Below are 12,975 nucleotides of genomic sequence, written 5' to 3' on the forward strand. Positions count from 1 at the left end.
GCATTCAATTTGCACTTGAAGCAACTTTAGCTTAATTTGGCTTTAAAATGAGTATATATAATGACTTATTTTTTCAATGAACATCATCAATACTATTTTTCACTTATACATAAGTTGTAAAAGTTTTTTTCTATGTTTCGTTCGAATTTTATAGATACTGCGACTTAAGTTCAAAAACTCTACATTTACGAATTTTAAGGTCAAAATCTTAGACACTCGCTATAAAATGGAAGTGGACCAGAAGTAGAAATTGAATAATTTTCGCTTCGTCGGTCCACCCCCGCACAGTTGGGAGTGGACCAGAAGTAGAGATTGAATAATTTTCGCTTCGTCGGTCCACCCCCGCACAGTTGGGAGTGGACCAGAAGTAGAAATTGAATAATTTTCGCTTCGTTTGTCCACCCCGCACAGTTGGGAGTAGACCAGAAGTAGAAAATTGAATGATTTTCGCTTCGTCGGTCCACCCCCGCACAGTTGAGTAGGCCTCAAACAAGTCGCAAGATGCAGTTTGAGGCCACTCAACCACTGCGCTTTTAATGAATAAGCACTGATTTTACTGAATTTTTCAAATTTATGCCCAACCTCATTAAGATGCAGTTTGAGGCCACTCAACCACTGCGCTTTTAATTAACGAACAATAGCTTAATTGATTTTATCAGCTCTATCCCTACCTCGCAAGACGCAGGTTGAGGCCACTCAACCACTGCGCTAAAAAGTAATGCGTTGGCTTCAAAACAATTATTATAGTTTTTGCAAAACTTTTTTTCCGTCATAGCCCGATGAACAACTATTCGCAGTTTATTTTATTTTCATCAAAATAAATTAGGTTAGACGATAACAGCTATTATTAATTAATCAACAACTGGTTGCAATACCTTAATCGCTTGTGGTAGACATTTAATTGATAATGGCACTGCCGGTCCTTTATCTCCATCAATATTACAATAAACCTCATGTTCATCATCTTTATCAGTATAACGAATATTAAATTGTTCACTTTCTAAGACGAGTAAATGCTCTGAATCTTGTAGTTTTAATCCGCCATCTACGGCTGCTTTAACTAAATCTTGCGGGGCACTTCCTTTAGCTGCCAATAGGTGAATTTTTCCATCATCAATTGTCGCCTCTGGTACTAGTTGTTCAAAACCACCCACACTATTGGTTAAAGCACAAACCACTAAATTAGTGTCAATAGGATATTCATTTTCTCCATCATCAATTGTTAACTTCAATGCGTCTGACTCAAAAAATGAACTCACAGCATCTTTAACATATGCAAAGAATCCAAAAGTATTTTTGTCATCAGAATCAGTTTCCATCACTGAAGTTGCAATTGAACCAACTGCTAAAGTGTTAACAAAGTAAACATCATTGACCTTAGCCATATCAAGTGGCTGTGGATGAACATTGCGAAATTGTTCAATCGCTCTTTCAGGATTCAAATCATACCCTATTGCCCGACCTAAATCATTGACCGTTCCAAGAGGAATAAAACCAAAATTAGGTTGCTGAAGATTTTTCAAAACACCTTGTGCTGTTTCATTAACAGTACCATCCCCACCTAAACAAAGGACACTATCCCCTTCAAATTGGGCGGCCCATTCCGTCGCATCTCCCACTTTTTCAGTTACTCTTACAGTTACCTCTGCTTGATACTCATCTAGTAAAACTTGTGTTAATTTTCCTGCATACTCCACTGCTTTATTTTTACCTGACCCTGGATTTGCAATCACTAAGACTTTTTTCAACATAAAATCACTCCTCTTAACAACACTCACAATTCTCTTAAGTCAATTATTACATAAATCGTTACAACTAGGTTAAATTTATGCTTATAAATTATCTAAATTGGAGAAATATGTTAAAATATTATATAATAGAAAGGCTATCCATAGCAAAAAATTGTAGCATGCAACTACAAGGAGGAATTATTAATTATGTCAAAAGATTACCGTGTATTACTCTTCTATAAATACCAAACCATAGAAGACCCAGAAGCTTTTTGTCAAGAACATTTGGCTTTTGCCAAAAGTATCGGCCTTAAAGGGCGTGTATTAGTCGGAACTGAAGGTATTAATGGGACTGTTTCAGGAACAATTGAACAAACTGAAAAATATAAAGAGTATGTCCATTCATTACCTGGTTTTGAAGACTTATGGTTTAAAGAAGATGAAGCAGATGACTATGCTCACAAGAAAATGTTTGTCAGACCACGTGAAGAAATTGTGGCTTTAAACTTAGAAGAAGATATTGATCCACTTACTACTACCGGACAATACTTGTCACCAAAAGAATTCCGTGACGCTATCTTAGACGAAGATACTATTGTCTTAGATACTCGTAATGACTATGAATATGACTTAGGTCATTTTAAAGGTGCTATTCGCCCGGATATTCGTAATTTCCGTGAACTTCCTCAATGGGTGTTAGATAATAAAGAAAAATTCATGGAAAAACGTGTTGTAGTTTATTGTACGGGTGGTATCCGCTGTGAAAAATTCTCAGGCTGGATGGTTCGTGAAGGTTTCAAAGACGTTGGTCAATTGCATGGCGGTATTGATACTTACGGTAAAGATCCTGAAGTACGTGGAGACCTATGGGAAGGTAAAATGTATGTCTTTGACGAACGTATTGCGGTCCCAATTAACCATGTAGATCCAACAGTTATTGGTAAAGACCATTTTGACGGTACACCATGTGAACGCTATGTCAATTGTGGTAACCCATTCTGTAATGAACAAATCTTATGTTCAGAAGACAATGAGCACAAATATGTGCGTGGTTGTTGTGCCGAATGCCGTCGCCATCCTCGTAATCGATACATTGTGGAAAAAAAATTATCAACAGAAGAATGGGAAACACGTTTAAACGCAATTGGAGAGTCATTAAAAGATTCCGCTACTGCGTAAGTTTTAATCAAATTAACTAATTAAGTATGGACGATAATAGAAGAAAGTAGGTGTGATAGTGAGTAAGTTTGAAGATGAGATTCCTCAAAACAATAAACAGAACGGCAAGTTTTACGATGTTGATTTTGACTATCATGAGCCTCCTAAACCTAAAAAGCCGGAGTTACCTCATGAATCTAAAGAAGTAGAGCCTAAAAGCCAAACTTCTAGTCACATTGATCGTTCAATCCGCCGTCTTCAATCACTTTTCACTCAAGCAGTCGATAGTCAGTCGCCTCACCAAAATCCATATAAGAAAAATGATAAGATGGATTTTTATGAACGTGAAAAAAATCGGGATAAGATGGCCCAGATGCCCTTACCTACTCGCGAACAAATTAGAGCTGAAAGAGAGCGTCGTCGCCGTCTACGCATTGAAGAGTTAGAAAATATTGCTGATGCCAGTGAAGTCGAAAGAACTTTCCATGAGCGTAATCGTAAGAAAAATGATTCACTCTATGATGGATCAAGTGTTAACTCCTCACTTGAAGAAACAACCGATTCAAAAAAAGATAATTTATCTGATTTTAATCCAATTCATGATGATGAGTTGATTGAAAAATCGAATGCAACTTCTAATCGTCAATCAAAGTTTACTCATAAAGAAAGCCATCTGGAAGATGCAACTTATCATAACACCGATTCTTATAATCAAGCTTTGAAAGTCGATGATAGCCATCATCAAACGAATCCTATTCAACCTCAGGATGAGGATGGTTTAGGGAATCCACCTATCTTGGATTCCTTAGCTCCTTCAAAAATGTATACGATGGGAGAACAACAGCGAGACAACCAAGTGCAATTAGATGATAATGTTGATGATGTATCATCTACCGGTGATGCGAGTTCCCTATCAAAATCAGCTGGTAACACAGTTGATTCAACATTAACCGGATCTGAAACGTATGAAAACAATGGGCTTCAAAGTCAATTAGATGGTCAAGTTGAGCGAAATAACGCATCTGAGCAGAATAGATCAATAACTCATAATGATGCGTCTGATTCCAAAACTACAGCTGAGATATTCACCAATGATTATTCTGACTCAGAAACTGTGAACGCAGAATCTGAAATTAAGAAAACTGATTCAGAAATTGACAATACAGAATCTGAAATTGACAAAAACGATGATGAAACTGACAATACAGAATCTGAAATTGAGAAAACCGACGCTGAATCTGACAATGCAGACGCTAAATCTGATTATTCCAACTCAGGAGCTAAAGTTCATGCAGATGGACCTACAGTTCCTCTAATAATGGATGATCATACTGAAAACGAAACGGAAAACCAGTCCACAACAAAAAATGAAGCTCATTCTCAACACATTAATAATGACGCTGATAACTTGGAAGGGGTAGTGGTGGCATCTTCAGTGTCGCAAAATAAAACTGAAATAATCAAAGCCAAAATACATAATAAAAAGAAACGTAAACGAAAAAAAGAAAATGATGTCTATTCGCTTTCTAATCTTTCAACCAAAGAAAAAGTAATTTTTGGTTTTAATGTTTTCTTCGATGTTCTAAAACGTTTTGCCATTTATATTTTATTAATTGGATTATTAATGGGGGCATTAGCGGGTGGTATTGGTCTAGGCTACTTTGCCAATTTAGTTTCCAAGACACCCCCTCCTTCTAAGGAAGAAATGGCAGAACAAATTAATCGTGTCGAACAACAAAGTACCCTATATTATGCCAATGGTAATTCTATTGCGAATGTTAGAGCCGATGTGGTTCGAAATGTCACTCAACTAAGTGATATTTCACAATATATCGTAGATGGCTTGGTTGCAACGGAAGATGAATATTTCTATGAACATCCAGGCATTGTGCCAAAAGCAATCTTAAGAGCAACCTTACAAGAGTTGTTATTGTCTGGTTCTGGTACTGGTGGTTCTACCTTAACTCAACAATTAGTTAAACAACAAATGTTGACGAATGATGTCACCTTCTTCCGTAAAGCTAACGAGATATTACTAGCTTTACGTGTTGAAAATTATTTTAGTAAAGATGAAATTCTAACTGCTTATTTAAATATTTCGCCTTTTGGCCGCAATAATAATGGTGAAAACGTCGCAGGTATTCTAAGTGCTTCTGAAGGTATTTTTGGAAAAAGTCCAAATGAAGTAAACTTAGCTCAAGCCGCTTTCTTAGTTGGTTTACCACAAGATCCATATAATTACACGCCTTATAATCAATATGGTGAAATTAATGAAGATCAAACCGCAGGAATCGAACGGATGAAAGAAGTACTGTTTAGAATGTACCGTGCACAAAAAATTACCAAAGAGGAATATGAACAAGCGATACAGTATGATATCACCAAAGACTTTATTCCTACTGAACAAAAGAGTGTCGAAAGACAAACTTACTTATATCAATCCATGATGAATGGTGCCATTGAACAAATTATGCGTTTAAATATTGCCGACCAAGGTTTAACTTGGGATCAGGTTAATGCTGATGTAGAATGGTATAACGAATTTTATTTTGAAGCTCTTGAACAATTAAGAACTGGTGGCTACCATGTCTATACCACTATTAATAAAGATATTTATGATTCATTACAAACACTAGCTTTTAAATACAAAGATCAATTAGGTGTGTCATATGATGGTGTCTATACAGATCCTGATTCAGGCGAAGAAACATACTATGTTGAAACTGTTCAAGCTGGTATTGTTGTAATGGAAAATAAAACAGGTAAAGTACTTGGTTTTGTGGCTGGTACAGATTATGAAAACAATCAAATTGACCATGCCTTTGGTATGAGACGTTCACCCGGTTCAACCATTAAGCCTCTGGCAGTATATGGTCCGGCTGTTGAAAATAATTTGATTAATCCATCGACTGTTATTCCGGATACCGCCTTTGAAATTACCTTTGAAGATGGTAGCACATGGACCCCAACTAACTACGGAGGTGTGGTCAGTGGAGGGTTAATGACTGCTCGCACTGCTTTACTGAAATCAGATAACTTACCAGCCGTTCGTATTTATCAAAAATTAGTTGAAAATAACATTCCAATTTTTGATTATATGAAAAAAATGGGCTTTGATATCAATGATTCATATACTAAAGAAGATACTGAAAACTTAGCCTTCTCCTTAGGAGGAGTCACCACTGGTCCTACCGTTTTTGAACAGACAAGAGCCTTTACGACCTTTGCAAATAATGGTCAATATGTTGATGGTTACTTTATCGAGCGTATTGAAGATGCTTATGGAAATGTGATATATCAACATGACGTAGAACCTGTAAAAGTTTTTTCAGAAGATACCAATTATATTTTAGTGGATATGCTGAGAGACACTAATACCGAAGGTACAGGTCGTACAGCAGCTGCTCATATGCAAATGGGTGGTGATTGGATCGCCAAATCCGGTATCAGTGAAAATTCACGTGATATTTGGTATTTAGCTTCAACCCCTAAAATTACTACTGGTACTTGGTTAGGTTATGACAATCGTTATTATGATTATTATATTGATATTAACGATGGTTATGGACGTGAGTCCGAGCGTATCCAAATTTATTGGGCTAATATTATGAATGAACTTTATGCTCAATATCCTGACATCTTTGGTACCGAAGAAACATTCGTCATGCCAGATAGTGTTAAAGAAACAGAAGTCCTTCAAGAGACAGGTACACTACCAGGGTCTATAACAGTGAACGGTACTAACATTAATGTTACTCAACCACTGGTTAAAGAAATTTTCAAAACTTCTAGACCTGCACCTGAATTAAAATACGACTTTATCTTTAATGGAACTGAGCAAGATGCACAGAATTTCTGGGCTTCTTATATTGCTAAAGTTCAAGAAGCGGCTCGTAAACAACGAGAAGCACAACAAAGAAATAACTCTCAAACAACAACAGAATCTAGCGAAACAACAACTGATGGTGAAACACCAAATGAAAGTGAAACGCCAGCTCCTGAAACTCAACCAGAGGTTACAGAGCCACCTGCTAGTACAACCGTTGCTCCAGGTTAATTGAGAACAAAAAACTCCGAGAAGAAATCAGTATTAATCGACTGATTCTATCTCGGAGTTTTTATTTATCTTTTACAAATGGTCTAATATCTTATGAACAGCTTCTTCAATAATCGCAGGTGAAGTTGCTAAATTCAAACGAATATAACCATTATAATCTTTCCCAAACCATTCTCCAAAATCAACAGCCAACCCACATTGATCTTGAATAAACTCCTTACAATCACGTCCCTTTAAAATGGGATTCAAATTGATGAATTGTAGATAGGTTCCTTCTAATGGGTGTATGATAATTTCTGGTGCATGTTCTGTCAATTTTTGCCGCACTAATTGATCATTATATTGAATCACTTGTAATAAAGATTCTAACCATGCTTCACCTGTTTCATAAGCCGCCGCAGTAGCGATAGAACCTATTAAATTGACACCGATGTCGCCCACACGTTTAACATATTGATCATATTGTGAACGTAATGTTTCATTAGGTATCATAACAATTGAGTGAGTTAGACCTGCTATATTAAAGGTTTTAGATGCAGATGTTACCGCAATGACACCCTTTTGTATATAAGGGTGATTGAGGCTTAATAATGCAATTTGTTGGTGGGGTTGATAAACAAAGTCTTGATGAATTTCGTCTGCAATTATCACAACTTGGTGTTTTTGACAAATATCTAATAATCTTCTTAATTCTGTTTCCTTCCATACCCGTCCTACTGGATTATGAGGTGAACATAAAATAAAGAGTTTAACTTGATGTTCAATAATTTTGGCTTCAAATGCCTCAAAATCTATTTCAAAATGATGGTCCGTTGTTTCGATTAAGTCCGCTGATACTAATTTCCGACCGGTATGTTCGATAGCATGACTAAAAGGATAATAAACGGGTTGCATAATAATAACAGCCTCTTCTGGTTTGGTAAAAGCATTTACAAAATGATACAAAGCCTTTACTACACCTGGAGTGAAACGAATCCAATCCTTGCTTAATTGTACATTAAAGTGTTCTTGCATCCATTTAAAAAACGGCTCATAGTAGTCATTATCCAAATAAGAATAACCATAAACGCCATGTTCAATACGCTTCGTAATCGCTTGATTGATTCCGTCCGCTACTTTAAAATCCATATCTGCGACCCAAAGTGGAAGCAAATTTTCGGCACCAAAGATTGGTTGGAGACCATCCCATTTTACACAATGAGTGCCTTTTCTATCAATCGCATACTTTTTAATAAACTCTTGCATTAAATCCCTCTTCTCTATTCCGTTACTAACTTGATTGTATAATTTTTATCATTTGACTGTCAATGGTAATCATTATTTATTAATACTAAGACAGAACATATACTATCAAACAGCTATTATACAATCGGCTAATAACAAAAAAAGAGATTTAACAATAAAGAAAACTTTATTGTTAGTCTCTACGAAACGACAGAATACTAAAGTATCAGTTATCACGGTTCACAACATGATAACATATAGCGCCATCCTGGCTTCATGCTATACTGTCTTTCAGTCTACCAGACTGCTTTCGACTCATCGCATAGTGACACTATACCATATCCCTCCATAGAAAGCAATCACCAGACTGAGTTTATCTAGATGATGCCTAGCCTTTAGATATTTGATCATTATCCTTTGTGTTAACGTCTAATTATATGATAATGGCTATATACGAAATGAAGCATAAAAAAAGAGCTCTGGCCCCTTATTCGGATAAGCCAAAGCTCAATGATTCAATAATAAATTATTTGTTACGCATTACTTCTAAACGATAGCCATCTGGATCGGTCACAAAGAAGTAAGACGGTTCAGAGCCAGGTAAACCTTTTAACTCTGTTGTTTCATATCCAGATTCTTTACATTTTGCATGAATTGCTTGTAAATCATCTACACCGATAGCTAAATGACTAAAGCCATTTCCAATTTCATAGCGATCTGAATCATAATTGTAAGTTAACTCTAATTCAAAATCTGAACCAGGTACTACTAAATAAATAATATCAAAGCCATGTTCTGGGAAACGACGTTCACGACTAACAGTAAAGTCAAATACCTCTGTATAAAATTTAATTGATGCTTCTAAATCATAAACGCGATAGCACGCGTGTAATAATGTTTGTGCCATGTTTTCACTCCTATTTCATTACTACTTACATCATAGCAAATTATTAATTTAATACTTGGATAGTAAAATTAAGCTAGAAAAATAAATAGGCCATTTGTATGGTATCCTAAACATAAAATCACATGCTAAGGAAGGAGTACACACAAATGGCTTATACACATCTTACCATGAAAGAATTGATTTGGATAGAAAATTATTACGATAGCGGTAAAAAAGTAACGGATATCGCTAAAAAATTAAATCGGGCCATCCAAACCATTTATAACGTCGTTAATTTTCTTAAAAATAGTGGTAATATTCAGGAATACTACGATCAATATAAAGAGAATAAATCACGCTGTGGTGCCAAAAAGAAGGTCTTTAACACTAAACAAATCACATATATTAAGAAAAAAGTGGACCAGGGGTGGTCTCCTGACGTCATCATTGGTCGGAATGAACTCCCATTAGGATGTACAGCTCGAACACTTTATCGTCGTTTTAAAGACTCGGAACTCTTTGATCCCTCAACTTTACCGATGAAAGGTAAGAGAAAACCTAATGGGTATCAGGAAAAAAGAGGTAAACAACACTTTAGACGCACCATCGAAGATCGTCAAAAAGAAAATCCACAATATGAGAAAGAATTTGGACATCTAGAAGGTGACACTATTGTCGGAAAAGACCATAAGAGTGCAGTCCTAACACTGGTCGAAAGAATCAGTAAACTCATCATCCCGATAAAAATTAACAGTCGCAAAGCAAGTGATGTGCGAATCGCTTGTGATAACTGGTTTGCTTATTTACCGAGAAATATATTTAAATCCATTACGTTTGATTGTGGAAAAGAATTTTCTGATTGGCAAGCCATTTCAAATGTCAATGACATCAATATTTACTTTGCTGATCCCGGTTGTCCGTCACAGCGAGGTTTAAATGAACACTCTAATGGACTTCTTCGAAGAGATGGGTTATCTAAGGGGATGGATTTTACTGATATATCGCAGAAAACACTCAGCCAAACAGCCCATTTCCGCAATGAAATTCCACGAAAATCATTAGGTTATCGAACGCCAATTGAAGTTTTTATCGATTGTTGTAAGGAACTTGGATGGCTAGATGCTTTCTAATGCACACAATGTGTTTGTTAAGGCAGTGAATCCATTACGTACGGCACCTGATTGTTAGAGCTTGACTTGGTGCCTAGCCCGGCATGATGATTTGGGGATGCTTTTTGGGTCTCCTACCCAAATCCTTTCCCCAACTCGCTATCCGCGAGTATCATACCGGAGCATCCAAGTAAAGCTCTAACGATTTAATGCATCAATCTGACTCACTACACCTGCCACAAATTTAACTATGTGAAAAACTTAAAGTCAGTAGCTAATTTATACTTGAACTTTCGAACAAACATTTAAATTATCAATTAGACCAAAAGCCAACGTATTATGTGTTAGGTAAAAATTCTAGCTTAATTTGACAATCAAAAATAACAAAAGTTTTGCTTTACATATCTAATTTTTCGAAAGCAAATGGCACTAATTCTTTTACCGAAGTTGTTAAAATATCACCATTATTACGCGTTAAATATACGGGCGTATCTGGATCACAAAATTCAACCATTACTTGACGACAAATACTACATGGTGGAAGAAAATCTTCTGTATCACCACTCACCGCAATAGCTGCTATTGACTTTGGTCGGTAACCCTTCGTGGCAGCAGTAAATATCGCAGAACGTTCAGCACAGTTCGTAACACCAAATGAGACATTTTCAACATTCACACCTTCTATAATGGTGCCGTCTTTCATTTCCATTGCACAACCTACAGGAAAATGCGAATAAGGAATATATGCATTTTTTTGTACTGCTCTTGATAATTTAATTAATTCTTCTTTTGTTGTCATCTTAACACCTCATGTTTCTTTGTAATAGTCATTTAATGACGCTTCATCAAAAATTAAGGTTGCATCTTCGGTTACTAAAACTGGAATCCCTACTTGATTCAATTCTTTTTTCTCCATGAACTCTTTACGTGTATCGCGTAAACTTAAAAATCTTTTCAAATTTGGCATCGTTTCCGTAATATTAATAGCCTCATATTCGATGTGATAGGGCTCTAATAGTTTAATAAAAGGATCCGTATCTGGACAAACGGAACTATAAAACAAAATAGGTTTACTCATAAACTTCATCCTCTCAATGGGGGTATTAATCTTATTATAAGCGATTTTATGTAAAATGTCAGTTGAGTTCATCAATTTATTAAATTTAAATGCACCATTATTCCAATTAAAGACGATAAAAAAAGACAGTATAAATAAATCCACCTCATTCCATTTGTAATAGATGAAATGAGGTGGAAATAACGAAGCTTAGTTAGCATAACAAGCGAACGATTAATGATTCACATATAGTTTAACTACTATTTAATAGTTAATTTTTGACCAATTTGTAAGAAATCACTCGTTAAATTATTTAATTGTTTAATTTTAGCAACTGTTGTACCATGGGCTTGTGCTATAGTCCATAATGAATCACCTTTGACAACAGTATATTGTTTAGATGGTTCTTCTGGTGCAGTCGTTCCTGCTAATTTTAATTTTTGGCCAATTTGTAAGAAATCACTGGTTAAGTTATTCCATTGTTTTATTTGCGCTACCGTTACACCATGCGCATTCGCAATCTTCCATAATGAATCGCCTGCTACAACGGTATAAACGGTACTTGGTTCAGATGGTTCTTCTGGTGTTTCTGGTACAGTCGTTCCTGCTAATTTTAATTTTTGACCAATTTGTAAGAAATCACTGCTTAAGTTATTCCATTGTTTTATTTGCGCTACGGTTACACCATGCGCATTCGCAATCTTCCATAATGAATCACCCGCTACGACCGTATAAACTGTACTTGGTTCAGATGGTTCTTCTGGTGTTTCTGGTGCAGTCGTACCTGTTAATTTTAATTTTTGACCAATTTGTAAGAAATCACTGGTTAAGTTATTCCATTGCTTAATTTGTGCTACAGTTACGCCATGCGCATTCGCAATCTTCCATAATGAATCGCCTGCTACTACCGTATAAACTGTACTTGGTTCAGATGGTTCTTCTGGTGTTTCTGGTGCAGTCGTACCTGTTAATTTTAATTTTTGGCCAATTTGTAAGAAATCACTGGTTAAGTTATTCCATTGCTTAATTTGCGCTACCGTTACGCCATTTGCATTCGCAATCTTCCATAATGAATCACCCGCTACGACCGTATAAACTGTACTTGGTTCAGATGGTTCTTCCGGTGTTTCTGGTGCTTCTGGTGCAGTCGTACCTGTTAATTTTAATTTTTGGCCAATTTGTAAGAAATCACTGGTTAAATTATTCCATTGCTTAATTTGCGCTACAGTTACGCCATGCGCATTGGCAATCTTCCATAATGAATCACCTGCTACGACCGTATAAACTGTACTTGGTTCTGTCGGTGTTTCTGGTGTTTCTGGTGTTTCTGGTATTTCTGGTGTTGTAGCAGAAACAGTTAACTTTTGACCAATTTGTAAGAAATCACTGGTTAAATTATTCCACTGTTTTAATTCAGCTACTGTCACACCATTTGCTTTGGCAACTTTCCATAGGGTATCTCCGGCAACTACTGAATATTGAGTTGCTTGAGCTTCAATCATTAATGGTGATACAGAAAATCCTAAAGTGGCAATTGAAACTAATAAAGTACGTTTTAAATTATTCATTGTTAACTCCCCTTTTTTGAAACATTTGTAACACTTTTGTTACATTAAAGATAACACTCTCATATAAATTAGTCAAGCGCTTTAATCCGAATTCAAAATTTTTTCAAAAAATTTTCATAAATAAAAAAGTACCTAGTGAGAGTTCAAAAAACACTCACAGGTACTTAATAAAATACTGTTATATCA

The 12,975-nt window shown here is 36.0% G+C and carries 9 protein-coding genes; 3 read left to right on the forward strand and 6 right to left on the reverse strand.

The window, feature by feature from the left end:
• Nucleotides 1-851 precede the first annotated feature (851 nt).
• Entirely contained in the window at nt 852-1,751 is a 900-nt protein-coding gene (locus tag CYJ72_RS02070) for a diacylglycerol/lipid kinase family protein (RefSeq protein ID WP_284630254.1), read from the reverse strand.
• Nucleotides 1,752-1,937: 186 nt separating this feature from the next.
• On the opposite strand from CYJ72_RS02070, the gene trhO reads away from it, so the two are divergent.
• Nucleotides 1,938-2,909, forward strand: coding sequence for an oxygen-dependent tRNA uridine(34) hydroxylase TrhO (gene trhO / locus CYJ72_RS02075; RefSeq protein WP_284630255.1), 972 nt, complete (start codon nt 1,938-1,940; stop codon nt 2,907-2,909).
• A gap of 58 nt (nt 2,910-2,967) precedes the next feature.
• The gene (locus tag CYJ72_RS02080; RefSeq protein ID WP_284630256.1) at nt 2,968-6,945 is read left to right on the forward strand and encodes a transglycosylase domain-containing protein; all 3,978 of its coding nucleotides are present in this window, start codon (nt 2,968-2,970) and stop codon (nt 6,943-6,945) included.
• Nucleotides 6,946-7,017: 72 nt separating this feature from the next.
• Here the strand turns inward: CYJ72_RS02080 and CYJ72_RS02085 are convergent, their stop codons facing one another.
• Both CYJ72_RS02085 and gloA read right to left on the reverse strand, forming a co-directional pair.
• Nucleotides 7,018-8,190: a MalY/PatB family protein gene (locus CYJ72_RS02085; RefSeq protein ID WP_284630257.1), complete on the reverse strand. Its 1,173-nt coding sequence runs from the start codon at nt 8,188-8,190 to the stop codon at nt 7,018-7,020.
• 505 nt (nt 8,191-8,695) lie between these two features.
• Nucleotides 8,696-9,076, reverse strand: coding sequence for a lactoylglutathione lyase (gene gloA, locus CYJ72_RS02090; RefSeq protein ID WP_066126360.1), 381 nt, complete (start codon nt 9,074-9,076; stop codon nt 8,696-8,698).
• Nucleotides 9,077-9,222: 146 nt separating this feature from the next.
• On the opposite strand from gloA, the gene CYJ72_RS02095 reads away from it, so the two are divergent.
• Entirely contained in the window at nt 9,223-10,185 is a 963-nt protein-coding gene (locus tag CYJ72_RS02095; RefSeq protein WP_284629705.1) for an IS30 family transposase, read from the forward strand.
• 376 nt (nt 10,186-10,561) lie between these two features.
• Here the strand turns inward: CYJ72_RS02095 and cdd are convergent, their stop codons facing one another.
• The 3 genes from cdd to CYJ72_RS02110 all read right to left on the reverse strand — a co-directional run bounded on the left by cdd (nt 10,562) and on the right by CYJ72_RS02110 (nt 12,789).
• The gene (gene cdd, locus CYJ72_RS02100; protein WP_066126361.1) at nt 10,562-10,963 is read right to left on the reverse strand and encodes a cytidine deaminase; all 402 of its coding nucleotides are present in this window, start codon (nt 10,961-10,963) and stop codon (nt 10,562-10,564) included.
• A 9-nt stretch (nt 10,964-10,972) separates the two neighbouring features.
• Complete coding sequence (locus CYJ72_RS02105; RefSeq protein WP_066126363.1) at nt 10,973-11,242, reverse strand: hypothetical protein; 270 nt, start codon at nt 11,240-11,242, stop codon at nt 10,973-10,975.
• Nucleotides 11,243-11,481: 239 nt separating this feature from the next.
• Complete coding sequence (locus tag CYJ72_RS02110; RefSeq protein ID WP_284630258.1) at nt 11,482-12,789, reverse strand: LysM peptidoglycan-binding domain-containing protein; 1,308 nt, start codon at nt 12,787-12,789, stop codon at nt 11,482-11,484.
• Between the last annotated feature and the right edge of the window lie 186 nt (nt 12,790-12,975).

Origin of the sequence: Globicatella sanguinis, assembly GCF_002847845.2 — a bacterium.
Lineage (GTDB): Bacteria > Bacillota > Bacilli > Lactobacillales > Aerococcaceae > Globicatella > Globicatella sanguinis.

Coding starts and splice junctions, on each gene's coding strand:
- CYJ72_RS02070 (WP_284630254.1), bottom strand. CDS start 1,751: ATGTTGAAAAAAGTCTTAGTGATTGCAAATCCAGGGTCAGGTAAAAAT.
- trhO (WP_284630255.1), top strand. CDS start 1,938: ATGTCAAAAGATTACCGTGTATTACTCTTCTATAAATACCAAACCATA.
- CYJ72_RS02085 (WP_284630257.1), bottom strand. CDS start 8,190: ATGCAAGAGTTTATTAAAAAGTATGCGATTGATAGAAAAGGCACTCAT.
- gloA (WP_066126360.1), bottom strand. CDS start 9,076: ATGGCACAAACATTATTACACGCGTGCTATCGCGTTTATGATTTAGAA.
- CYJ72_RS02095 (WP_284629705.1), top strand. CDS start 9,223: ATGGCTTATACACATCTTACCATGAAAGAATTGATTTGGATAGAAAAT.
- cdd (WP_066126361.1), bottom strand. CDS start 10,963: ATGACAACAAAAGAAGAATTAATTAAATTATCAAGAGCAGTACAAAAA.
- CYJ72_RS02105 (WP_066126363.1), bottom strand. CDS start 11,242: ATGAGTAAACCTATTTTGTTTTATAGTTCCGTTTGTCCAGATACGGAT.
- CYJ72_RS02110 (WP_284630258.1), bottom strand. CDS start 12,789: ATGAATAATTTAAAACGTACTTTATTAGTTTCAATTGCCACTTTAGGA.